The sequence below is a fragment of the Myxococcus sp. AB056 genome (assembly GCF_006547365.1).
Lineage (GTDB): Bacteria > Myxococcota > Myxococcia > Myxococcales > Myxococcaceae > Myxococcus > Myxococcus virescens.
This window is the reverse complement of record NZ_VHLB01000036.1, coordinates 54,659-79,063: the sequence shown is the minus strand read 5'-3', so window position 1 is coordinate 79,063 and position 24,405 is coordinate 54,659. Positions and strand designations below refer to the sequence as shown.

Below are 24,405 nucleotides of genomic sequence, written 5' to 3'. Positions count from 1 at the left end.
CATGCGTGGAGTCCGCCGCGCCGGATCTGTCCAGCGTGGAGGCGATCACCGACTTCCTGCGCACCGTGGGCGGCGCGCTGCTGGGAGCCGCGGGAGCGCTTCGCCGGGCAAGCCCCGAGGACCCGCTCTCCTACCGCCTCAACCGCATGGGCCTGTGGCTGCACCTGACCCAGCCGCCCGCCACGGATGGCAATGGCCGCACCCAGATTCACCCACTGCCGGACCTGCTGGAAACCAAGCTGGAGACCCTGGAGCAGAACCAGCGCTGGGGCGAGCTGCTGGACGAGTCCGAGTCGGCACTGGCCCGCCACCGCTTCACGCTGACGCTCCACCGGTACAGCGCCACCGCCCTGGAGGGACTGGGTGCCGCGTACGCCGGGGCGCGCACCGCGCTGGTACAGGAATTGGCCATCCAGCTCCGCCGGATGACCGGCGTGGAGACGCTCATCTCCACCCTGGGAAGCCCGCTCACGGACGACGCCACCCGAGACTGGCTGCGCGACCACGTCCTCCGCGCGAGCGCGCCCCCACCCGCCCCTTCCGCCGCCGTGGCGTCAGTGTCCACGGCCCTGTCGCTGGAGCCCCTGTCGCTGGGCCCGTCTGTCCATGCCGACAGCGCGGCGCTGGAAGCCGAAGCCCGCACGTTGCTGGAGGAAGGCCGCGTCCACGAAGCTGTCACCCGGTTGCAGGCCGCCGTCACCGTCGCCAGCACCGGCCGCGCCCGATTCATCTCCCGGCTGGAGCTGGCGCGGTTGTGTGCCAATGCGGGCCAGTTGCCGCTCGCGCGCGCCGTCTATGAAGCGCTGGACGAAGAGGTCTCCGCCCACGCGCTCGACACCTGGGAGCCAGCGCTCGCCGCCGCGTGTCTGGAGGGGTGGCTGCAAACCCGCACCGACGCCGAAAAGGAGTCTGGACCGGTGGCAGTGAAATTTCGAAACCGGTATCGTCGTCTAGCGTTGCTGGACTCTTCCGCCACGCTGCGCGTCGGCGCTTGAAAGACACCCGTCGTACCGCGGCGAAGCTCTCCCTCATGCGACGCCCGCGTCTTCTACGCAGTTCCCAAGGAGAAAGCCGCAGATGAGCAAAGAGAGTTCCGTCGCCCCTACCGAGCGCGTCAACATCGTCTACAAGCCCGCCACCGGCAATGCGCAGGAGCAGGTGGAGCTGCCGCTGAAGGTGCTGATGCTCGGGGACTTCACGGGTCAGGAAGACGCCCGTCCGCTGGAGCAGCGCGCGCCCATCAACGTGGACAAGGCCAACTTCAACGAAGTCATGGCCCAGCAGAACCTCAAGGTCACCCTGACCGCCGCCGACAAGCTTTCGGCGGACCCGAACGCCACGATGAACGTGTCGCTCCAGTTCAAGAACCTGAATGACTTTTCGCCCGAGAGCGTTGTCAATCAGGTGCCGGAGCTGAAGAAGCTGCTCGAGCTGCGCAGCGCGCTCAACGCCCTCAAGGGCCCCCTGGGCAACCTGCCGGCGTTCCGCAAGAAGCTCCAGGCCCTGCTCGCCGACGAGGACGGACGCAAGGCACTCATCAAGGAACTGGGTCTGACCGAAGAGACCAAGTAGCCCTTTCCGGGGGAACCGAATCACCATGGCCAACGAGACCCAGACCCAGAAGTCCACGGGCGTCGCCAATGACGCCTCGCTGTCCCTGCTCGACGAAATCCTGTCCGAGGCCAAGCTGAAGCCGAAGGACGAGGGTTACGAAGTCGCCAAGCGCGGCGTGCAGGCCTTCATCACCGAGATGCTGGCGCCCAACCGCTCCGAGGAGCGCGTGGACAAGGCGCTCGTCGACGCGATGATTGCCGAAATCGACAAGCGCCTGTCCTCCCAGGTCAACGAAATCCTCCACGCGAAGGAGTTCCAGAAGCTGGAGTCCTCGTGGCGCTCGTTGAAGTTCATGGTGGACCGCACCGACTTCCGCGAGAACACCCGCGTGGAGATGCTGAACGCCTCCAAGGAAGACCTGCAGAAGGACTTCGAGGACGCGCCCGAGGTCACCAAGAGCGGCCTGTACAAGCTCGTGTACTCCAACGAGTACGGCGTCTTCGGTGGCAAGCCCTACGGCATCATCTCCGCCAACTACGACTTCAACGTGGGCCCGCAGGACATGGAGCTGCTCCGCAAGTGCGCCTCCGTGGCCGCCATGGCGCACGCGCCCTTCATCGGCAATGCCGCGCCGGAAGTGTTTGGCGAGGAGAGCTTCCTCAAGCTGCCCGACCTGAAGGACCTCAAGTCGCTCTTCGAGGGTCCGCAGTACGCCCGGTGGCACTCGTTCCGTGAGAGCGAGGACGCGCGCTACGTGGGCCTGGCGCTGCCGCGCTTCCTGCTGCGCCTGCCCTACGGTGAGAAGACGGTGCCGGTGAAGGCCTTCAACTTCACCGAGGACGTCGTGGGCCACCACGAGCGCTACCTGTGGGGTCACGCCTCCGTGGCGCTCACCAGCCGCGTGGCGGACTCGTTCGCCAAGTTCCGCTGGAGCCCGAACATCATCGGTCCCCAGTCCGGCGGCGCGGTGGAGAACCTGCCGCTGCACCAGTACGAGGCCATGGGGGAAATCCAGACCAAGATTCCCACCGAGGTCATGCTCACCGAGCGGCGCGAGTTCGAGCTCTCCGAGGAGGGCTTCATCGGCCTGGTGTTCCGCAAGGACTCCGACAACGCGGCCTTCTTCAGCGCCAACTCCACGCAGAAGCCCCGGTTCTTCGGCAACACCCCGGAGGGCAAGGCGGCGGAGACGAACTACCGCCTGGGCACGCAGCTCCCCTACATGTTCATCATGACCCGCCTGGCGCACTACATCAAAGTGCTCCAGCGCGAGCAGATTGGAAGCTGGAAGGAGAAGTCGGATCTGGAGCGCGAGCTCAATCACTGGCTCAGCCAGTACATCTCCGACATGGACGACCCTGCTCCCGCCGTGCGCTCGCGCCGCCCGCTGCGCGCCGCGCGCGTGGTGGTGGAGGATGTGGAGGGTCAGCCGGGCTGGTACCGCTGCAGCCTGCAGGTGCGCCCCCACTTCAAGTACATGGGTGCGTCGTTCACCTTGTCCCTCGTGGGCAAGCTGGACAAGGAGTAGAGCCCGTTTCACCCAGCGTCGGTCATTTCAGCTAGTTTAGGGGCTCCAACAAGCCCAGGCTCAGGGTGAGCCTGGGTCCACCAGCGCGCGGACGCGCGCAAAGCGACGAGGTTGAAGTCATGGCTGAATCAGTACACCTGTACCTGAAGGCGAACGGCAGCGACATCAAGGGCGACAGCACGCAGACCAGCCTGGGCCGCGCGGATTCCATCGAGTGCGTTGCGTACAGCCAGAAGGTCTTCACCGCTCGCGAGGCCGGCTCGGGTCTGGCGACGGGCCGCCGCCAGTACGAGGGCATCGAAATCACCAAGCGCATCGACAAGTCGTCGCCGCTGCTGATGAAGGCCCTCTGCGAGAACCAGGTCATCGACGCGACCTTCAAGTTCTTCCGTCCGAACCCGACGGGCGACGGCACCACCGAGCAGTTCTACACGGTGTCCATCAAGAAGGCCCGCATCAACGCCATCCAGCAGACGGTGCCGAACTCCTTCGTGCCGGCGAGCACCAACCTGCCCCCGATGGAGACCATCCAGCTGGTGTTCCACACCATCAACTGGACCATCACCCAGGGCGGCGTCACGCACGAGGACACCTGGGACACCCAGCGTTGATGTCCGTCCCTCCACCGGCCGTCCGTGCAAGTGGGCTCCGCGGGCGGCCGGGGGTTGGGGTACTCCGTTGTTGAAGGAAAACCATGGGCTCCCGAGGCTTGTTGTCGCGCATCGCTGAAGGCAACGGCACGCTCGCCCCGCCTGGCGACGTCGTTGAATCCATCGCCGAGCACCTGCGCAACCTCCTCAACACGCGCAAGGGAGAGTCGGTGGCCTCACCGGGCTACGGCATCCTGGACCTGAACGACATCGTCCATTCCTACCCGTCGGCGATACCGCGGATGACGCAGTCCATCCGGCAGGCCATCCAGGAGTTCGAACCGCGCCTGAGGGGCGTGGTGGTGCACTACAACGCGGACCCGGTGGACCCGACGGCGCTGCGCTTCGACATCACCGCCCAGTTGGCCACGCGGGATCGACGAGGCATGGTGCGTTTCCATACCCAGGTGCACCCGGGCGGACGCGTGGACCTGTGGTGAGCCGGGTGAATCCAGGGGTGCGTGGCGGAGGGCGAGGATGTTCAGCAAGTATTACCTGAGCGAGCTGTCGTACCTGCGGGAGATGGGACGGGCCTTCGGGCTGGCCAACCCCTCTGTCGCGGGCCTGTTGGTGGAGCGCGGCGCGGACCCGGACGTGGAGCGGCTGCTGGAGGGCTTCGCGTTCCTCGCGGCCCGCATCCGCGAGCGCGTGGACGACGACGTGCCGGAGCTGGTGCACGGGCTCACCGAGCTGCTGCTGCCGCACTACCTGCGCCCGCTGCCGGCCTCCACCATCGTCGAGTTCACCCCGCACCTGCGCGCGCTGCGCGGCCGCTCGCGGCTGGCCGCCGGGGCGGAGGTGGCGTCCCAGCCGATTGACGGCACCAGTTGCGTCTTCCGCACCACCACGGACGTGGACCTGCTGCCGGTGCAGCTCACCGACGCGCTGCTGGACCGGTCGTCCATCACCGCGCCGGTGCTGCGCCTCTATTTCCAGACGACGGAGCAGGGCCGCGCGGAGGTGTTCCGCGAGCAAGGCCTGCGCCTGTTCATCCACGCCGACCTGTCCGCCGCGTCGGTGGTGCTGCTGTGGCTGCTCCGCTACTGCCGCCAGGTGCGCGTGCGCGGCGCGTCTGGCCAGGGTGATGGCATCAAGCTGTCGGCGAATGCCATCCAACCGGTGGGCTTCCACCGGGACTTCAAGCTGCTGCCCTGGCCGCGCGCCAGCGAGGGCTACCGGCACCTCCAGGAGTACCTGACGCTGCCGGAGAAGTTCCTGTTCTTCGAGGTGCGCGGGCTGGACGCCGCCGCCGGGCTGAAAGAGGACCGCTTCGAGATTGCCTTCCACCTGGAGCGGCCGCCGCCCCTGGATGCGCGCATCCACCGGGAGATGTTCCGGCTGCATTGCGCCCCCGTGGTGAACCTCTTCAGCGTGCCGGCGGACCCCATCCTCCACCGCACGCTGGACCGGGAGCACCTGCTGCGCGCGTCCGACCTGCCCCCCAACCACGCGGAGATTTACTCGGTGGACTCGGTGACGGGGCTGAAGGCCGGGCGTAACGAGCGGCGCGTCTATCGGCCCTTCTACGAGTTCACCCACACTGCGGGCGGGGACGCCGAGCAGTCCTTCTATCGGCTGCGCCGGGCGCCTTCGCCGCTGGACGAAGGAATCGACACGTACATCACGCTGGAGACGCCGCGGAACATCGCGCCGGAGGTCAACGCCGAGGAAGCGCTGTCCATGGACCTGACGTGCACCAACCGCTCGCTGCCCTCGCGGCTGCAGGTGGGTGACTTGACGGCGTCCACCTCCGCCAGCCCCACGCAGGCGAAGTTCAAGAACATCTCCCCCGTGAGCCGGCCCGCGCGCGCGCCGCTGGGCACCGAATTGCACTGGCGGCTCCTGTCGCACCTGGCCATCAACCAGCACTCGCTGGCGGACGCGGCCGCGCTGCGGCGGCTGATGGACCTGTACAACTTCCATTCGCTCACCGACAACCTGGCGGCGCGCGCCAGCCGCCTGCGCATCAACGCCATCCGCGCGGTGGAGACGAAGCCGGTGACGCGCTTCCTGGAGGGCGCGCCGCTGCGGGGTCACCGCACCCGCGTGGACCTGGACGAAGAGAACTTCATGGGCGTGGGCGATTCGTTCCTCTTCGGTTCCGTGCTGGAGGAACTGCTCGCCTCCCACGTCACCATCAACTCCTTCAACGAGCTGAGCATCCGGCTTCACCCCTCGCAGACGGAGTTCGCGTGGCTTCCGAGGAACGGCTCCCAGACGCTTTTGTAGAGACGGCCCAGAAGCTGGCCGAGCTGGCGCCCCGGGTGGGCTTCTTTCCCCTGGTGGCGTTCCTGGAGCGGCTGACGTCGCAGGCCACGCGCGTGGGCGGCGCGGGGCCCGTCAACGAGGAGATGATTCGCTTCCGGCACGACCCGTCCCTGGGGTTCCCCTCGGGCGACGTGTCGTCCGTGACGCTCCACCAGGTGCCGGTGCGGGCGGAGGACCCGTATTCGAAGCGGCCGCTCTTCGAGGTGGTGACACGCTTCCTGGGCCTGACGGGCGCGGTGAGTCCCCTGCCCCATTACCTGGCCGAGGAGGTCGCGCAAGAGGACCCGGACCACCCGGTGCGGCGCGAGTTCCTGGACCTGTTCCACCACCGGCTGCTGTCGCTGCTGTACCGCATCGAGTCGAAGTACCGCGTCACGAGTGAGACGGACACGTCCTTCTCGGACCAGTGGTCCCGGCGCCTGCTGGCGCTGGGCGGGTTCGACACCTACGAGAAGGCCCTGGAGGGCACGCTGCCGACCTGGCGTCTGCTGCGGATCGCCCCGCTGCTGGCCAGCCGGGCGAGGACGTCCGAGCAGTTGGAGGTCGCGCTCGAGGACGTGCTGGGCGACGACCTGGAGGGCGCGCGCGTGTCGGTGCGCCAGTTCGTGGGCCGCTGGGTGGACATCGACGCCCGGGCACGGCTGGGCCACTCCAACCACCAGCTGGGGCGCAACATGCTGTTGGGCGGCAAGGCCTTCGACCGGACGGGGAAGATTCAAATCCACATCCGGCCGCTGCCGCCGCGCGCCTACAAGCGGCTGATGCAGGAAGGGGACTTGCTGCCACTGGTGAGAGAGGTGGTGGCCCTCTTCGTGAGGGACCCCCTGGAGTACGATTTGGAGCTGGGGCTCACCGAAGGCGTGCAGCACCAGTTCCGGCTTTCCAGCCGGGAGCCGAGTCAGCTCGGGCGGGACACGTGGCTGGGCCTGAGTCAGCAGACGCAGATGAGTGTCCCCGTGGTGAAATGAGTTGTTAGAGCAGGCGGGCGCGGCGCGCGGGGATTTACGCCGCCAGGGCGCGCCCGATATACCGTCCATCACCGCTTTCCTTTTTGGGGGCTCCCATTCGCGTCGATCCGAAAGCGCTCGTCCGTCGCCTGACGCCCACCTCTACCCGTCTGCTCGAGGCCGCCGTGGCCCGGGCCAGCGCGGGACGATTCTACGAAATCGTCCCGGAGCACATGCTGGTGCAGATGCTGGAGCCGGAGGACTCGGACGTCGCGCGCATCCTCCAGCAGTTCGGCGTGGACCGCCGCCACCTGCTGGCCAGCATGGAGCGCGCCCTCCAAGGCCTGCGCGCGGGCAGCTCCGGCCGGCCCGTCTTCTCCGAGACGCTGTTCCAGTGGTTCGAGGAAGCGTGGCTCCTGGCTTCCGTGGAGCAGGGCGCCACGCGGCTGCGCTCGGGCCTGCTGTTCGCCCAGTTCGTCAGCCGGCGCGCGCGCTACACCGCGGAGCTGTTCCCCGAACTGGACGCCATCAGCCGCGACGAGCTGATGAGCTCGCTGGACGTGGTGCTGCGACCCTCGCCCGAGAATGTCGAGGTCGCCTCCGCGGATGCCGCCGCCAGTGGCGCCGCGGGAGGCGCGGCCGGTGGTGGCGCAAGCGGCCGCGGGGATGAAGCCCTCAAGCGCTTCGCCACGTCCTTCACCAGCCGGGTGCGCGAGGGGAAGATCGACCCCATCTTCGGCCGGCACCGCGAAATCCGGCAGATGGTGGACATCCTCTCCCGCCGCCGGAAGAACAACCCCATCCTCGTGGGCGAGCCCGGCGTGGGCAAGACGGCGCTGGTGGAGGGCCTGGCCTGGGCCATCGTCCGGGGCGAGGTGCCCGACGCGTTGAAGAACGTGGAGCTGCTGGGGCTGGACCTGGGCCTGCTCCAGGCAGGCGCGGGCGTGCGCGGCGAGTTCGAGAACCGCCTCAAGGCCGTCATCTCCGAGGTGAAGGCCTCCCCCACCCCCATCATCCTGTTCATCGACGAGGCGCACACCATCATCGGCGCGGGCGGCTCGCAGGGCGGCACGGACGCGTCCAACCTGCTCAAGCCGGCGCTGGCGCGCGGTGAACTGCGCACGCTCGCGGCCACCACCTGGGCCGAGTACAAGAAGTACTTCGAGAAGGACGCCGCGCTGGAGCGGCGCTTCCAGCCGGTCAAGGTGGAGGAGCCCAGCGAGGAGGACGCGGAGCTGATGCTGCGTGGCCTGCGCCCCACGTACGAAGCGGCCCACGGCGTCATCATCCGCGACGAAGCCGTCACCGCCGCGGTGCGCCTGTCCAGCCGGTACATCTCCGGCCGGCAGCTCCCGGACAAGGCGGTGGACCTGCTCGACACGTCCGCGGCCCGCGTGAAGATTGAGCTGTCCACCCGGCCCGAGGAGCTGGTGCAACTGGACCAGGAGATTTCGGCGCTGGAGCGCGAGCGCGACACGCGCAAGCGCGACCTCGCCGAGGGCACGGGCGGTCCGGACGAACAGACGTCCCTGGAGGCCGCCGAAGCGAAGCTGAGCGCCACGGTGGATGCACGCGCCACGCTGCATGCGCGCTGGGAGACGGAGCGAACGGCCGTCGCGGCGCTGATGGAGGCCCGCAAGGCCCTGCGCGAAGCCGCCCCGGACACGGACTCCGCGCCACTGAAGGCGGCCGTGGACGAAGCGGCGGCGAAGCTGGCGGCCACGCGCGGCGAGGTGCCGCTGGTACACGCGGACGTGGACGCGGACATCGTCGCGCGGGTGGTGGCGGGCTGGACGGGCGTGCCCGTGGGGAAGATGCGCAGCGACCTGCTGGAGTCGGTGCTCAACCTGGAGGACAAGCTCCGGGGCCGGGTGCGGGGCCAGGAGGCCGCGCTGAAGAAGGTGGCGGAAATCATCCGCATCTCCCAGGCCGGCATCCGCAACCCGGACACGCCCATTGGCGTGATGCTCTTCGTGGGCCCCAGCGGCGTGGGCAAGACGGAGACGGCGCTGGCGCTGGCGGACGCGCTCTATGGCGGCGAGCGCTTCATGACGACGCTCAACATGAGCGAGTTCCAGGAGAAGCACACGGTGAGCCGGCTCATCGGCTCGCCGCCGGGCTACGTGGGCTACGGCGAGGGCGGCCTGCTGACGGAAGCCGTGCGTCAGCGGCCCTACTCCGTCGTGCTGCTGGACGAGTGCGAGAAGGCCGACCTGGAGGTGATGAACCTCTTCTACCAGGTGTTCGACAAGGGCTCGCTGACGGACGGCGAGGGCCGCGCGGTGGACTTCAAGAACACCGTGCTCATCCTCACCAGCAACCTGGCCTCGGACCTGGTGATGCGGATGTTCGAGGACGGCGCGCAGCCCACCTCCGATGAGGTGCTGTCGGTGATTCGCCCCGCGCTCAGCCAGCACTTCAAGCCGGCACTGCTGGCTCGAATGACGGTCGTCCCCTTCGGCCCGGTGCAGCGCGACGTGATGCGCCAGATTGCCGAGATGAAGCTGGCCAAGCTGGTGAGCCGGCTGCGCACGGCGCACAACGTGGAGACGACGCTGGCGCCAGAGCTGCTGGACGAGCTTGCACGCCGGTGCACGGAGTCGGAGATGGGGGCGCGCAACATGGAGCAGATTCTCCAGGGCTCGCTGATGCCGGCGCTGTCCCGCGAGCTGCTGCAGCACCTGGTGAGCGGCGCGGTGCCCCCGAAGCTGCATGTGGCCCTGACCGAGGGAGGCGACTGGGACCTCCGGTTCGCCGAGGCCTGAGAGAATCCATGAAACGAACGCTTCAGGCCTCCGCCGTCGCGCTGTCGCTGCTGGCCGGCTGCGCCACCGTCCCCAAGCCGTCGATGTGCTTCGCCGAGGCGGGCCCCAACGCGCGCTCGTTCCCCACGCCGGACACCTGGTTCGCGCTACTCCTCCACGGCTACGACAAGGACACGGGCGCCAACCCGCGCCCCAGCGTGGACTGCGCCGGTGCCCCGGTGTGGTGGCAGGACCCGGCCGCGGACGAGTGCGTGGAGGCCGGTCCGGACTCACAGGCCCTGCCTCCCGCGGAGAAGCTCTCCGAGGAGGACCTCGTCCTGGAGACGCTCCAGGCGGGCCAGCGGCTGGTCTGGGTGCAGACGCGGCGCTTCACCAACGGCGAGGCCCTGGGCCCGGTGGCCCTGGTGGAGAGCACCGAGCAGGGCTTCCGCGTGGAGGCCCTGGGCTCGCTGCGCGCCATGGCGAAGCACACCAAGCTGCGCCTGGAGAAGGTGAAGGGCACGCAAATCCTCGTCGCGGAGGGTGACGCGTGCACCTCCGGCGACGAGGAGGTCTGCCGCCGGCACGCGCGCATCATGCCGCTGCGCACCAACCGCTTCTTCAGCGAGTCCGTCTCCAACGCGAGCCGCGCCTGCCTGGGCGCCGCGTGGTTCCCCCTGTCCCGGGAGATGACCTTCGAGCTGCCCAACGGGCTGCGCCGCAAGTTCGAGCTGACGTCCACCCTCACCTTCGCGGAGGAGGGCATCAGCGTGCAGGAACAGGTACAGGTGAGCGACTCCGACCCGGCCCAGCCGGACGTGGCCCCACGCCTCTACCGTCGCGCACAGGACACACGGACCCTGGAGCTGGCGAACAATGCGTTGGTAGGCAACAAGGCGTCACTGTGGTCGCGCATGGTGGAGCAGCAGGTGCGCATTGGTGCCCGCGCGATGCCGGAGGCCCCCATCTGGGCCATGCCCGCGAAGAAGGCCCCCGCGGACGCCGCGGCCCCGGAGGCGGCCAGCCCACCCGCCAAGGCGGCTGCCAAGAAGCCCGCGGGCAGCGCCGCGACGTCCAGCGGCCCGTGATTCCAGGGCCGCATGGCCCCGCCGCCGGCCCCCGTGAACCTTCGGTTTTCCGAAGCGCTCACGGGGGCTTTTCCTATTTGCGGCAAAAGCGTCACGACGACAGAGATAGAGGCGTGGGCCCATGGTGGGCCCCGGAAGGAGCGTCCTGGATGCGAGTCGAAATCCGAGCCCGGAACATCCCCCTCACAGAGACCCTTCGAACCTACACCGAGCGTCGCGTGCGCTTCGCCCTGGACCGACTGTCCGACAGGGTGAAGGAAGTCGTCGTGCGGCTGGAGGATGCCAACGGCCCCAAGGGCGGCGTGGACCAGGTGTGCCGCGTGGCACTCCGCCTGGAACACGGGCGGGAGCTGGCCATCGAATCCTCGGACACCCACCTGCTGGCGGCCATCGACCGGACGCTGGAGCGCGCCAGCAACGCCGTCACGCGGGCGGTGGGCCGCGCGCAGCGCCAGGACGGCGCCCGGCTGCGTGACGCAGCCTGGCAGCCCGACGAGGCCGCCGCGCTGACATGATGTGATGCAGGCACGGCCGCCCCTTTCCGGGCGGCCGTGGCCTGTCCCGAATCGAAAGGATGCACATGCAGGGCGGCGCGGGGATGTTGGCGAGGCTGAAGTCCACCTGGGCCCGTGCCCGGGAGCGGCGATGGGTGCGATGGGGCGTGGACCTGGCCGTGTTCGCCCTCCTCTTCTCGGCGGTGGCCGCGTGGCAGGCCCGGAACCTTCCCGGAGCGGGGACACCCGCGCCCGCCTTCACCCTCCAGACGCTGACAGGTGACACCGTGCGGCTGGACGCGCTCCGCGGCAAGCCGGTGGTCCTGGCCTTCTGGGCCCCCTGGTGCGGCGTCTGCGGAATGGAGTCCTCCAACCTCTCGCAGCTGCGCAAGCTCGCGGGGGACTCCGCGCATGTCGTGTCCGTCGCCGTGGCCTACGAAGACGAGGAGGCCGTGCGGCGCTTCGCCCGGGAGCACGAGGTGGACTACCCGGTGCTCCTCGGGGACGACGCCATTCAATCCGCCTTTCGTGTGAACAGCTTCCCCACCGTGTTCTTCATCTCCTCGGAGGGACGCGTGGAACGCGCGGCGGTGGGCTACACCACCCTGGCCGGACTGTTCTGGCGAATGGTGCTGTAGCCCTGGCTCACGCCGCGACTAGAGGCGGATGAGCTCCACGTCATCCATGTGGATGAAGCTGGCGGAGTTGCCCGACGTGGCACGGGTGTGGAAGCCCAGCTCCAGGTAGCCTCCCGTCACGGAGATGGGCGGCGTCTCCACCATCGTCCAGTCGCCATGGTTCCCCAGGTCGGTGAACACGGGCGAGCACTCGCCACACGTCTTGGCCTGGAGGCGCGACAGGTCGAACCCGCCGTTCTTTCGCACCCACGCGCGGACCTTGTACGTGCCCGACGCGAGGCCCGACACCGGCTGGTACGTCCAGACCTCGAAGGGCGTGCCGTTCGTCCAGTGCGTCAGGTGATAGGCGCCGGTGCGGCCCCCGTTGTACGTCTCGCTGAAGTCCGCGGCCTCGGTGCCGTTGGGGCTCCAGGTGGCCCAGCCCGTCATGCCATTCTCGAAGCTGGCGTTGGTGAGTGACGCGGGCGGCGGCGTGCTCCCCGGCTGGTACCAGCGCACCCACTCCACCTCCATCGTCTTCGTCTGGCCCCAGGGCAGCGCGATGGCGTCCGGGTGCGGGTGGCCGTACCAGTTCCCGCCCAGGGCGAGGTTCAGGAGGATGTAGTGGTTTTGCTGGAAGGCCGCCTCGTTGTGGGCGAACTCGTTGCCGCGAATCTCGCCATCCAGGCGGAAGATCATCCGGTTGGCCGTCCACTCCACCTCGTACGTGTGGAAGCCGTCCGCGATGCTGTACCCGCGGTTCGCGCCCGTGCCCCAGCTCTGCTGCGCGCCATTGGCGAACCAGTGCGCGGCGGACTTCATCCATGACGCGTCGTTGGAGTGCCACTCGAGGATGTCGATTTCGCCGCTCCGGGGCCACCCGACGTTGGAGATGTTCGCGCCCAGCGTCCAGAACGCGGGCCACATGCCATAGCCGGACGGCACCTTGATGCTCGCCACCAGCTTGCCGTAGCGGCGCTCCACCTTGCCCTTCGAGTGGATGCGGCCCGAGTAGTACGAACGTGGCCCGTAACCCGCGCAGCGTGAGTCAAACGGCGCGTCCGCCGTCCGCTGCGCGGTGAGGATGAGCTTGCCGCCAGCGACGGTGACGTTCTGCGCGCGGGGGTACTCCAGCTCCCCCGTGCCGAAGTTGCAGTTGTTGGTGACAGGGTCGAAGTTGCTCGTCAGCACCGTCCAGTTGGCGGAGTTGAGGCTGTTGCCCGTGAAGTCGTCCTGCCACGCCAGGTTCCAGCCCGGTCCTGGGTCATAGGCCCGCTCGCCCTGCTCCTGCGTCACCAGGGGAAGGGCTTCCGCATTGGACAGGTCCAGCTCCGGGGAACAGCCGCCAACCAACGCCAGACTGCTCGCGGCCCACAACATCGAACGCAATGCGTGTCGTTTGTGCATGTCTCGCTCCAGGGGGTTCCCCCTGGGACATAGCCGCCCTCACTCATCACACAAGCTGCTTTAGCCGAAATATTAGATTTTCAAGACTTCCCACCTAGATGGAGTAGTCCCCCACGAAGACGGTGGCGGACCGGACATCGGCGCGCACGGAGTCCCCCTCCGCCACGCCCAGCGCGTCGAACTCCGAGCGCGGTACCTCCACCGTGACTTCGTCCCCGCTCGGCAGGCGGAGGAACACCTTCACGTAGCCTCCCACTGGTTTGAGCCGCTCGACGCGGCTGGTGGCGGTGGAAGCGCTCGCCGCGCCCGCGACTGCCTTCGCCAGCTTGATGTCATGCGGACGGACAAAGGCATGCACCGGTTCGCCCTCGCGCGCGGCGGCGGGGGCCGTCACGGACAAAGCCCCCATGGCCGCCCTGCCCGCCTGGACGTGGCCGCGCAGCACGCTGGCGCCTCCAATGAATGAGGCGACGAAGGGGGACGCGGGCCGGTCGTAGATGTCCGCGGGAGAGCCCGCCTGGGCCACGCGGCCCTCGCTCAGCACCACCACGTGCTGGGAAATCTCCAAGGCCTCCTGCTGATCGTGCGTCACCAGCAGCGTCGTCAGCCGCGTGCGCTCGTGCAGGGCATGGAGCCATTCCCGAAGCTCCTCGCGCACCCGCGTGTCCAGCGCGCCGAAGGGCTCGTCCAGCAGCAGCACGCGGGGGCGGATGGCAAGGGCTCTCGCGAAGGCCACGCGCTGCCGCTGCCCGCCAGAGAGCTGGCCGGGATAGCGGCCGCCCAGGTGCTCCAGTTGCACCATGCGGAGCATCTCCTCCACACGGGCCTCGCGCTCCGCCTTGGGAACGCGCCGGACCTCCAGGCCAAAGGCCACGTTCTGCCGGACCGTGAGGTGCTTGAAGAGCGCGTAGCTCTGGAAGACCACCCCCACGCCACGCTGCTGCACGGGCATCTGCGTGCTGTCCACGCCGTCGATGAGGACACGGCCCTCGTCGGGAATCTCCAGCCCGGCGATGAGCCGCAGCAGCGTGGACTTGCCCGCGCCGGACGGTCCCAGCAGCGAGGTGATGGCACCCTCGGGGGCCTGGAAGGACACCTTGGACACGGCGGGACTGCCACCCCGATTGAACCGGCGGGCGAGCTGTTCGACGACGATGCTCATGACGGCTGACTCCTCCACTCCACGAACTTCTTCACCACCAACGTCACGAGCGCGAGCAGCGTCAGCAGCGACGCCACGGCGAACGCGCCGGCCAGGTCGTACTCGTTGTAGAGAATCTCCGCGTGCAGCGGCAGCGTCGTCGTCACTCCGCGCACGTGGCCGGACACCACGGACACGGCGCCGAACTCACCCATTGCTCGCGCGTTGCAGAGGATGACGCCGTACAGCACGCCCCACTTCACCTTCGGCAGCGTGATGGTCAGGAAGGTGCGCCAGCCGCTCGCGCCCAGCGTCAGCGCCGCCTCTTCTTCGTCGCTGCCCTGGGCCTCCATCACGGGCAGCACCTCGCGCGCGACGAAGGGGAAGGTGATGAATACCGTGGCCAGGACGATGCCGGGCACGGCGAAGATGACGCGGACGTCGTGGTCCAGGAGCCATGGCCCCAGCCAGCCCTGCCGGCCGAAGAGCAGCACGAAGATGAGCCCCGCGATGACGGGCGACACGCTGAAGGGCAGGTCGATGAGCGTCATCAACAACGAGCGTCCCCGGAATTGGAACCGCGCGATGAGCCACGACGCGGCCAGGCCGAAGGCGAGGTTGAAGGGCACGGCGATGGCCGCGGCCAGCAGCGTCAGCCGCATGGCCGCCAGCGCCGTCGGGTGCGTCAGGGCGGCGACGTAGGCCTCCCAGCCCTTCTGGAAGGCGAAGGTGAAGACGGCCACCAGCGGGACGATGAGGAAGACGCCCAGCAGCAGCACCGCCGCGCCGATGAGCCCCCAACGGACGAACGCCGGGCCGCTCAGACTGCGTGCGCTTCGGCGCAAGACGAGGGTGGATGGATGCATGGCGCTCACGCTCCCGGCCGGGCTTCCAGCCGGCGCTGGCTCCAGCGATGGAGCAGGTTGACGGCCAGCAGCAGTGAGAACGACGCCCCCAGCATGACGATGGCGATGGCCGTCGCCCCCGCGTAGTCGAACTGCTCCAGTCGGGTGATGATGAGCAGCGGGACAATCTCCGTGCGCAGCGGCATGTTGCCGGAGATGAAGACGACGGAGCCGTACTCCCCCAGCGCGCGGGCGAAGGCCAGCGTGAAGCCGCTGAGCAGCGCGGGGAAGAGCGCGGGAAAGAGGACGCGTCGGAAGGTCTGCCACGGAGAGGCGCCCAGCGTGGCCGCGGCCTCCTCCACGTCCACGTCGATGTCCTCCAGCACGGGTTGCACGGTGCGCACCACGAAGGGCAACCCGATGAAGGTCAGCGCGATGGCCACGCCCACGGACGTGTAGGCCACCTTGAGTCCCAGCGCTTCGAGGTACTGGCCGTACCACCCCTTCGCGGAGAACAGCGTCGTGAGCGTGAGCCCGGCCACGGCGGTGGGCAGCGCGAAGGGCAGGTCCACCAGGGACTCCAGCACGTCGCGGCCGGGGAAGCGGTAGCGCACCAGCACCCACGCCACCAGCAGGCCAAAGACGACGTTGGCGAGCGCGGCGGCCAGCGAGGCCCCGAAGCTGAGCCGGTACGCGGCGAGCGCGCGCGGCGTCGTCACGGTGCCCCAGAACTCCTCCCAGCTCAGGGAGAAGGTCCGCAGGAAGAGGCTGGAGAGCGGAATGAGGACGATGAGGCCCAGGTAGAACCAGCTGAAGCCCAGCGACAGACGGAACCCCGGGAGCACCCGGTGGCGAGTAGGACGAGACATGGCGGGGTGTCCTCAGTCCGCGCGGGGCGCGTAGATGCGGTCGAAGAGGCCGCCGTCGGCGAAGTGCATGGCCTGCGCCCGCCGCCAGTCGCCCGCGACTTCCGCCAGCGTGAGGCGCTTCAGACCGGGGAAGTCGGACGCATGCCTCGCGGCCACGACCTCCGAGCGCGGCCGGAAGTGGTGCCGCGCCGCGATCTCCTGGCCCTCCTCCGAATAGAGGTACGCCAGGTACGCCTCCGCCACGGCCCGGGTGCCCTTGCGGTCCACGTTGGGGTCCACCACGGCGACGGGTGGCTCGGCGAGGATGCTCACCGAGGGAATGACGACCTCGAAACGCGCCTGCCCCACCTCGCGGAGGAGGAGGAAGGCCTCGTTCTCCCATGCGAGGAGCACGTCCCCCAGGCCCCGCTCGGCGAAGGTGGTGGTGGCGCCCCTCGCGCCCGAGTCGAGCACCGGCACGTTGCGGAACAGCTTCTCCACGTATGCCTGGGCCCGGGCCTCGCTACCGCCCTCGCCTCTCAGCGCCTGTCCCCACGCGGCCAGGTAGTTCCACCGCGCGCCGCCCGACGTCTTCGGGTTCGGGGTGATGACGGTGACGTCCTCGCGCACCAGGTCGTCCCAGTCACGGATGGCCTTGGGATTGCCCTGGCGCACCACGAAGACGATGGTGGACGTGTACGGCGCGCTGTTGTGGGGCAGCCGTGCCTGCCAGTCCGCCGGAAGGAGCTGCGCCTTCTCGTGCAGCATGTCCACGTCGTACGCGAGCGCCAGCGTCACCACGTCCGCCCGCAGTCCTTCGATGACGGACCGGGCCTGCTTGCCGGAGCCCCCGTGGGACTGCTGGATGGACACCTGCTGGCCACGCGTGGCCGCCCAGTGCTTCGCGAAGGCCGCGTTGAAGTCCTCGTAGAGCTCCCGCGTGGGGTCATAGGAGACGTTGAGCAACGTCACCGTCCCGTCGGGTGACGCATCACTGGACGCGCGCGAACAGCCCGCCACGGACAGCAGCAGGGCCAACGGCATCCAGTTCCTGGCGCGCAACAGCGCGAGACGTTCCATGCGGGACCTCGAGGTGAAACAGGGGGCCACGCGAGAAAGTCAAAAGCCCACTCCCTCGCGGGCAGTGGGCTTTCCGGAAACAGCTCAGCCAGGGCACTCAGGCCACTGGCGGACGGACGCCCACCGCGGATGCCGGACAGCAGCAACACGTCTGGTGGGTCGAGCGCGTCATCAGTCCCCACACGATGCCCCGGCACCCGCGGCGCTGTCAACGCGACCGCCCGAGTCCTCCACGAACGCCCCGCTCCCTTTCCACCCGCCGCGACGGTGCCCTGGCGCTTCGTCCCCTGACAAATCCGACGGACTGTCAGGCCGAGCCCGCGTCGTGAGCGGGTCCGGTCAGCTCCCGAGAGCTCATGCCGTCACGCACGGCACCGTTTTCACCCGAGCCCTCACCCATGAACTTCCGTTTTCAATGCTGGTTGCAGCGGCACGTCAGCGGCCGGGTGACGCTCACGCCGCTGGCGCTGCGCCGTCTCGCGGTGCACGCGGACTCGCTGGAGGCCGCCACCGAGGAGCTGACGCTCGCGCTGGACGACCAAATCTCCCGCGTCCATCCACGGCGCGTGCCGGAGTTCATCGCCCCCACCGGAGGGACGCTCGAAACGGTGGATCTGCCCGCGATTCCCGTCTGGGGCGCCGAGGAGAATCACTTCGCGCCGCTGACGCTCTCCGCCGTGGTGGCTCCCACGCTCAATGCCTTCCTGGGCCTCCACGCGCCACGCCTCAACAGCCACCACTGGTTCCAGGGCAAGACACTCCCCGCCGAGGCCTCGGAGCTGCTGGGAGATCGCCTGGAGGGAATGTCCGACGCGGAGCGCCTTGCCCTGCGTCCGGATGGCCCTGAGTCCCTGCTGGAAATCGAAGTGCGGGCCACCCCCGTGGCCCTGTCGGACCTCACGCCTCGCGAGCTGCACCGGGACATTCGTCCACCGCCGCGCCCTCCAGACGCACCCGCCGACCTGGATGACGACACGCGCGAGGACGACGAGGACGAAGACACGGAGGCGCTGGACCTGGACAGCTGGGAGCCACGCCGCCGCACCGCGCATCGGGGCCCGGGTGAGCCGCCCGCGAAGCCGCCGCCTACGCCCACCCTGGACAGCGTCGGTGTGGCCTGGCACCGGCTCGCGCAAGAAGGGCAGCTCGACGCGGCCTACGAGCAGGATGCGCTGGTCGCCCTGCTCCGGACCCGGCTCGCGGCCAAGGACGCCGAACCGGTGGTCCTGGTGGGGCCTTCGGGCGTGGGCAAGACGTCGGTGCTCCACGCGCTCGCCCAGTCGCTGCGCGCCCCCACCGCCACCGAGGCCGAGCGCGCCCGCCCGTTCTACTTCCTCGACGGAAGCCGGCTCATCGCGGGCGAGGGCTTCTTCGGAGACTGGCAGCAGCAGGTGCTGCGCGCCTTCCGTGAGGCCACCGAGGCCCGGGCCCTGCTGTCCCTGGGCCATGCCGTGGAGCTCCTCGACGCGGGCAAGAGCGCCCACAGTGACCAGAACGTGGCCCAGTTGCTGCTCCCGCTCCTCGCGGCGCGTGACGTGGCCGTCGTGGCCGAGGCCACGGAGGAGACCTGGGCCCAGGTGGAGCAGCGCAACGCCAGCTTCGCCCGGCTCTTCTCGGTGGTGCGCGTCGCGGAGCCCACGTCCGACGCGCTCGGCCGCATCGTCGCCAAGGTGGCGGAGGACGACGCCTTGGCCGCCGCGATGCAGGTCCAGCCCGACGCGCTCGATGAGGCGCGCTTCCTGTGCCGCCGCTTCCTTCCCTATGGAGCCCAGGTGGGCAACACCGTGGCCTTCGTGCGCCGGCTGCTGGCGTCGTGTGCCCAAGCCTCGCGCACCTCCGTCACCCGGCTGGAGGCCATCCGCCAGTTCGCCTCGGAGTCCGGCATCCCCGAGCACCTGCTCCGGGACGACCAGCCGCTGGCGTCCGCACACGTGCGCGACTTCCTGGCCTCGCGGGTGATGGGGCAGGACGCCGCCGTGGAGCGCGCGGCCTCGGTGGTATCCGTCCTCAAGGCCGGCATGTCGGACGTGCGGCGCCCGCTGGGGGTGCTGCTCTTCGTGGGCCCCACCGGCGTGGGCAAGACGGAGCTGTCCAAGGCGCTGGCGGAGCTGCTCTTCGGTGCGAAGGAGCGCATGGTCCGCCTGGACATGGGTGAGTACGCCGGTCCGGACGCCCTGCTGCGGTTGATGGGAGACGGGGAGACGCCGGGCTACCTCACGTCGGCGGTGCGCCGGCAGCCCTTCTGCGTGGTGCTGCTGGACGAGGTGGAGAAGGCCCACCCCGCCGTTCACGATGCGCTGCTGGGCGTCTTGGGCGAAGGCCGCCTCACCGATGCCTCCGGGCGCTTCACGGACTTCCGCAACGCCCTCATCATCCTCACCAGCAACCTGGGCGCGGACACCCTGCGCGCCCGCGTGGGCTTCGATGCGTCGGGCGGTGCCCCGGACTTGGCCTCCCTGCGCGCGCACTACCTCTCCGAGGTGCAGCGCTTCTTCCGGCCGGAGATGTTCAACCGCATGGACGACGTGGTCGTCTTCTCGCCGCTGTCCGCCCCGCTGCTGCGCCGGCTGGTGGTCCGCGAACTCGAAGCAGTGAGCCGCCGTCCAGGCCTCTCGCTCCACGATGCCCTGCTGGAGGTCACCCCCGCCGCCCAGGACTGGCTGGCCCTGCGAGGCTTCGACGCGCGGTATGGCGCCCGCCCCTTGAAGCGCGCGCTGGAGCGCGAGCTGGTGGTCCCCGTGGCGGACTGGCTCGCGGCGCATCCCCGCATGGGGCCGGCGAGCCTCACGGTGGATGCGGGAACCACGGGACTCGAGCTGCGCGCAGAGTCCCTGGGCGGCGCCGCCGAGAGCGGCGGCCGGGAGGCCATCGAGCGGATCCTCGAGGAAGCAGCCACCGTGCGCGCGGAGGTCCAGCGTTGGAGCCGCTGCGCGCCCATGCACTCCCTGCGCCGCGTCCTGGCCGTCTTCGACAAGGTCTCCCGGCACACCGCGTACTGGGAGGAGCGAGCACTGGCCGAAGAAAACTCGCGCAAGTCGTCGGAGGCGCGAGCGCTGGAACAGTCGCTTCGAGAGTGCGCCCAGCAGGCGGAGGCCATCGAGGACCTGCTCTTCGAGGCCCACCTGTCCAGGACCGTGGATCAGGTGGAGTCCCTGAGCCGCGAGGTGAGCCAGGTGAAGGCGGCCTTCGCGCGCATCCGGCAACGCATCTACTCCTCCCTCTTTCCCCCGTCACATGGCGCGACCCTCTACCTGGTGCCAGGTCGCGGCGCGTGGAGGCAGGCCCGCATGCTCGCCGCGGCCTATGAGGGGTGGGCCCAGAAGGCGTCCATGGAGAAGCGGCGGGGCCTGCTCGCCGTCCCCGAGCGCAAGTCCGGCGAGAAGGCCCATCGCCCCCCTCCGCCGCCGCAATGGCGGTGGGCCGACGATGAGACCTTCGACAAGCTCGTCGTGCAGCCGGTCGCCTATGCGCTTCAGGTCAAGGGCGGCGCTCACGCCCTGCTGCTCGCTGGCGAGCACGGCCTGCATCGCTTCATCGAAGGCAGTCAGATTTCGATGGTGCATGCGTACTTCGAGCCGCGGCCCCTCTCGCTTTTCGACCTCTCCTCCCGGGAGGCGTTGCAGAAGCAGTTGCCGAAAAACGAGGTCCGTCAGGTGCGCCTGTCGGGCAGCGGTTCCGGCCAGGGGACGCTGACGGACCTTCGCACCGGGGTGCAGCAGCGCTTCGGTCTGGAGGGGCCTGACCTGGAGCCCCTGCTGGAGCCCTGGATGCAGTGGCGCGTCTTCAACAGCCGGGACGAGGACTGACGACATGGACCTGAAGCTTCCCTTCGTGGTGGCCCCGCACAGCGGCCGGCTCGTCGAGGCCTGGGTGCCCGCCTTCTTCCCGGCGCTGCACAAGGTGGGGCCCAGCCTCTCCATGCTGCGAGACGAACTCGCGCTCGCCGTCATGGAGCGCTTCGAGCGCGAGTCGCCCTCCCAGGTGGCGCAGTACCAACTTCCACCCCACTTCGCCCTCAAGCGCGTCGCCGTCGATGCGGAAGGAAGGGACCGGGAGAAGAACCGGCGCGTCGTCCTCCAGGGCACCATGTCCGTGCTGCTGGAGAAGTGGCCCCGTGACACCTTCTGGGTTGTCACCCCCACCCGGCTCCCCGCCGCGCGCTTCGCGCTGAACCAGCCCGCGGACCTGCCCCAGGCGCTCGCGCGACGGCTGGTGGCCTGGTGTCTGGAACACAACCTGGACTCCCTGGACACGCACTGGGCCCAGGGCCGGGAGCAACTGGAGCTCCTGGAGGTGGATGCCTATGCCCCCTCCGTCCTCCCGCGCACGCCGCCGCGACCGGCCCAGCCCGCGCGACGCCGCCGGACGAAGAACCCGGAGAAGGAAGACACCGCGCCCGAAACGCCAGAGCAGCGGGAGCAACGCCGCAACCGGCGGCGCCTCACGTTGGTGGAGCTCCGGGCCGTGGCGCGCAACCTGAGCCACGGTGCCCGAGACGGCACGCTGGAGCGTTGCTTTGGCCGGGAGGCGCTGGTTCGCGAGCTCGTGGAGGCGCTCGAAGGCCGCGAAGGCTCCGCGCTGGTGCTGGTGGGGCCACCTGGCGCGGGCAAGACGGCCCTGATTCATGAAGCGGTGAGCCGGCTCACCGCCCGGCAGGACGCCGCGGGCGTACGTCGCGACGTGTGGCGCGTGGACGGCAACCAGTTCATCGCCGGCATGATGTACGTGGGCCAGTGGGAGGCCCGCGCGCGGGGCGTGGTGAAGGAGCTGATGGAGGTCGGCGACCTGCTCTACGTGGACGACCTGGCCTCGCTCGTCTACGCGGGCCGCACGCGCAATGAGCGCACCAACGTCGCGCAGTTCCTGGAGCCCCACATGGCCCGGGGCGAGCTCACCGTACTCGCCGAGTCCACGCCCGAGCGCTTCGAGCGCGTGCGGGAAGAAGCCCCCACCCTCGCCTCGCTCTTCCGGGTCATCCACGTCCCCGCGCTGAATGCGCGTGCCACGCTGCCCGCGCTCCTCGGCACCGTGCGAGAACTGGAGGCGGAAGGCACGGACAGCGCGGTCCGGCTCTCGCCGCTGGCGCTGGAGACCCTGCTCACCTTGCAGGAGCGCTTCGTGTCGCACGAGGCGTTCCCGGGCAAGGCCGTCCGCCTGCTTCGCCGGGTCATGGCCCGACAGGGCGTCAGCACCTCGGGCACCCGGCGCTTTTCGTCGGGAGACGTCATCGACGCGATGCGGGAGCAGACGGGCCTCCCGGACTTCGTCCTGGGCAGCGCCCAGCCGAAGAAACGCGAAGCGCTGACATGGGAGATGCAGCGGCAGGTGGCGGGCCAGCCCGAAGCCGTGGAAGCCGTGGTGGACGCCATCCTCACGTTGCAGTCCGCGCTCCAGCCGTCCGACAAGCCCCTGGCCACCTACCTCTTCGTGGGCCCCACGGGCGTGGGCAAGACGGAGACGGCGAAGGCGCTCGCGCGGACGCTCTTCGGCGGAGAGCAGCGGCTCATCCGTTTCGACATGTCGGAGTTCGTCACGTCCTCCAGCATCACCCGGCTGCTCGGGCGGTCCGGCGCGCCCGACGGTGAGCTGACCACCGCGCTGCGCACCCAGCCCTTCTGCGTGGTGCTGTTCGACGAGGTGGAGAAGGCCCATCCCCGCGTGTTTGACGCCCTCCTCCAGTTCCTTGGTGAGGGACGGCTGACGGACGGCGCGGGACGCACGGTGGATGCCCGGCAGTCTGTCGTCGTGCTCACGAGCAACCTCGGCGTTCGCGAGGCCGCCACCCACACCGGCTTCCACCGTGCCGCGGACAGCGCGGAGGCGCACTACCTCTCCGCCGTGCGTGCCTGGTTCCGCCCGGAGTTCTTCAACCGCCTGGACCGGGTGGTGCCCTTCCGTCCGCTCACGCCCGCCGCGCTGCGCGTGGTGGTGGACCTGGCGCTCGAAGCCCTGCTGTCGCGCCATGGCATCCGGCAGGGCAACGTGCTGGTGGAGGTCGAGCCGCGCCTGCTGGACCTGCTGGTGGAGGAGGCCTACGACCCGCGCTACGGAGCCCGCCCCCTCAAGCGCGCATTGGAGAAGCGCCTCACGTTGCCCCTGGCCCACCATCTGGTGCGGCGGAGCGCGGACGACCTGGCGCGCGTGGAGCTGCTACGGGACGGCAACGACATGCGCGTGTCGGTGGAGGTGCTGGTCAACGCGCCTGCGTGGGCACCCGAGCGGCCGGCCTCTGCATGGAGCCTGGCGGAGGTGTCCCGCCTGCTCGAGGAGACCGGCTCGCGGCTGGAGGCGTTGATGACGGAAGAGGTGCCCGAGGCGGGAGAGCTGGCGGAGCGACTGCACCGGCTGGCACTAGAGGCCACGGACATTCGCGACTATGAGCTGGTCCCGCGCGACTTCCAGGACGCGCAGTCGCCTGCATCCACCGTGAAGCAGATGCTGACTTCGCACTCGAGTCACGTGGGCCACCTGGGCCTGCGGCAGCGCCCTACGTATGAGGAGCGCCCGCTGCACGTCTCGAACGAAGAACAGCTCCGCCGCGCACAGCCCCGGGTGTTGGCCCTTCGCGACGAGACCGCCTGGGTCGAACATCAACTCACGCATCTGGCGCGGGGGACGGACGTCGTGACGGTGTTGGTGGAGGGGCTCGGCGACGCGACGCCATCCGCGGTGTGGACCGTGGCCCACTCCCTCCCCAGCGCGCTCGGGGAGTCGGCGATGTACCTGGAAGGCGTCCATGCCGACGGGCGCACCGAGTGGTTCCGGTCCGGAGACGAGCGGTCCGAGGACCTGGTGCTTCGGCGTGTCGTCGTGCGGATGTCGGCCATCGGCCTGCGCGAGGTGCTGGCGCCCCTTCGAGGCTATGCACTGGTGGACCTCGTCCATGGCGATGGGCCGCGACAGGTCCTGGTCCGCCTGGAGCACCTGTCCGAAGACGTGGGGAATCTGGAAGACGTGCCGCGCGTGATGGCGGCATGGGATGAGGCAGTCGTCCGCGAACGCGATGCCCGTAGGAGCGGCGCCGCGTCAGTGGGCGCGGCCAGCCACGTCATCCTGCGAGGCCGCGAGGGTGTCACGACTGGACGGCCGCACGACTCGACCGAACTCTCGCACGTCGCGAGCGGACGCCGCCCCAGGGAGGCGCTCGCCTGGGCCGCGAGGGTGCTCCGGGAACCCAGCCAGGGACACGTCTGA

18 protein-coding genes are annotated in these 24,405 nt (G+C 69.3%); 13 read left to right on the top strand and 5 right to left on the bottom strand.

Going from position 1 to position 24,405, the window contains the following annotated elements; genetic code table 11:
• The 11 genes from tssA to FMP39_RS17665 all read left to right on the top strand — a co-directional run.
• On the top strand, positions 1-995 hold a 995-nt coding region (tssA, locus tag FMP39_RS17715), incomplete at its 5' end, for a type VI secretion system protein TssA (protein ID WP_141591550.1).
• Positions 996-1,077: 82 nt separating this feature from the next.
• A complete protein-coding gene (tssB, locus tag FMP39_RS17710) occupies positions 1,078-1,572 on the top strand; it encodes a type VI secretion system contractile sheath small subunit (RefSeq protein ID WP_011554793.1) in 495 nt (164 codons plus the stop codon).
• 25 nt (positions 1,573-1,597) lie between these two features.
• Positions 1,598-3,082 (top strand): type VI secretion system contractile sheath large subunit, encoded by a 1,485-nt coding sequence (tssC, locus tag FMP39_RS17705; protein ID WP_141591549.1) that lies wholly within the window; start codon positions 1,598-1,600, stop codon positions 3,080-3,082.
• Positions 3,083-3,201: 119 nt separating this feature from the next.
• Positions 3,202-3,693, top strand: a complete 492-nt coding sequence (gene tssD / locus FMP39_RS17700) for a type VI secretion system tube protein TssD (RefSeq protein ID WP_090493021.1) — start codon at positions 3,202-3,204, stop codon at positions 3,691-3,693.
• 83 nt (positions 3,694-3,776) lie between these two features.
• Positions 3,777-4,172, top strand: coding sequence for a type VI secretion system baseplate subunit TssE (gene tssE, locus FMP39_RS17695; protein WP_141591548.1), 396 nt, complete (start codon positions 3,777-3,779; stop codon positions 4,170-4,172).
• Positions 4,173-4,209: 37 nt separating this feature from the next.
• Entirely contained in the window at positions 4,210-5,961 is a 1,752-nt protein-coding gene (gene tssF / locus FMP39_RS17690; RefSeq protein ID WP_141591547.1) for a type VI secretion system baseplate subunit TssF, read from the top strand.
• A complete protein-coding gene (gene tssG, locus FMP39_RS17685; RefSeq protein ID WP_020478477.1) occupies positions 5,925-6,968 on the top strand; it encodes a type VI secretion system baseplate subunit TssG in 1,044 nt (347 codons plus the stop codon). Before tssF ends, tssG begins: the two co-directional genes overlap by 37 nt.
• An 83-nt stretch (positions 6,969-7,051) precedes the next feature.
• Positions 7,052-9,712: a type VI secretion system ATPase TssH gene (gene tssH / locus FMP39_RS17680; RefSeq protein ID WP_141591546.1), complete on the top strand. Its 2,661-nt coding sequence runs from the start codon at positions 7,052-7,054 to the stop codon at positions 9,710-9,712.
• A gap of 8 nt (positions 9,713-9,720) precedes the next feature.
• On the top strand, positions 9,721-10,779 hold the full coding sequence (locus FMP39_RS17675) for a hypothetical protein (RefSeq protein ID WP_141591545.1): 1,059 nt from the start codon (positions 9,721-9,723) through the stop codon (positions 10,777-10,779).
• Between the two features lie 149 nt (positions 10,780-10,928).
• Positions 10,929-11,294: an HPF/RaiA family ribosome-associated protein gene (locus FMP39_RS17670; protein WP_141591544.1), complete on the top strand. Its 366-nt coding sequence runs from the start codon at positions 10,929-10,931 to the stop codon at positions 11,292-11,294.
• A gap of 59 nt (positions 11,295-11,353) precedes the next feature.
• Positions 11,354-11,911, top strand: a complete 558-nt coding sequence (locus FMP39_RS17665) for a peroxiredoxin (RefSeq protein WP_141591543.1) — start codon at positions 11,354-11,356, stop codon at positions 11,909-11,911.
• An 18-nt stretch (positions 11,912-11,929) separates the two neighbouring features.
• Here the strand turns inward: FMP39_RS17665 and FMP39_RS17660 are convergent, their stop codons facing one another.
• The 5 genes from FMP39_RS17660 to FMP39_RS17640 all read right to left on the bottom strand — a co-directional run bounded on the left by FMP39_RS17660 (position 11,930) and on the right by FMP39_RS17640 (position 17,175).
• The gene (locus FMP39_RS17660; RefSeq protein WP_141591542.1) at positions 11,930-13,297 is read right to left on the bottom strand and encodes a family 16 glycosylhydrolase; all 1,368 of its coding nucleotides are present in this window, start codon (positions 13,295-13,297) and stop codon (positions 11,930-11,932) included.
• Between the two features lie 94 nt (positions 13,298-13,391).
• Positions 13,392-14,459 carry a sulfate/molybdate ABC transporter ATP-binding protein gene (locus FMP39_RS17655; protein ID WP_141591541.1) on the bottom strand — a complete coding sequence of 356 codons (1,068 nt, stop codon included), beginning with the start codon at positions 14,457-14,459 and terminating at the stop codon, positions 13,392-13,394.
• Positions 14,456-15,304: a sulfate ABC transporter permease subunit CysW gene (gene cysW, locus FMP39_RS17650; protein ID WP_141591540.1), complete on the bottom strand. Its 849-nt coding sequence runs from the start codon at positions 15,302-15,304 to the stop codon at positions 14,456-14,458. Before cysW ends, FMP39_RS17655 begins: the two co-directional genes overlap by 4 nt.
• A 5-nt stretch (positions 15,305-15,309) precedes the next feature.
• Positions 15,310-16,152 (bottom strand): sulfate ABC transporter permease subunit CysT, encoded by an 843-nt coding sequence (gene cysT, locus FMP39_RS17645; RefSeq protein WP_141591539.1) that lies wholly within the window; start codon positions 16,150-16,152, stop codon positions 15,310-15,312.
• Between the two features lie 12 nt (positions 16,153-16,164).
• The gene (locus tag FMP39_RS17640; protein ID WP_141591554.1) at positions 16,165-17,175 is read right to left on the bottom strand and encodes a sulfate ABC transporter substrate-binding protein; all 1,011 of its coding nucleotides are present in this window, start codon (positions 17,173-17,175) and stop codon (positions 16,165-16,167) included.
• A gap of 434 nt (positions 17,176-17,609) precedes the next feature.
• Here FMP39_RS17640 and FMP39_RS17635 point away from each other — a divergent pair, with 434 nt between their 5' ends.
• Together FMP39_RS17635 and FMP39_RS17630 are read left to right on the top strand one after the other, a co-directional pair.
• Positions 17,610-21,017 (top strand): AAA family ATPase, encoded by a 3,408-nt coding sequence (locus FMP39_RS17635; RefSeq protein WP_228558074.1) that lies wholly within the window; start codon positions 17,610-17,612, stop codon positions 21,015-21,017.
• A gap of 4 nt (positions 21,018-21,021) precedes the next feature.
• A complete protein-coding gene (locus FMP39_RS17630; protein WP_141591537.1) occupies positions 21,022-24,405 on the top strand; it encodes an AAA family ATPase in 3,384 nt (1,127 codons plus the stop codon).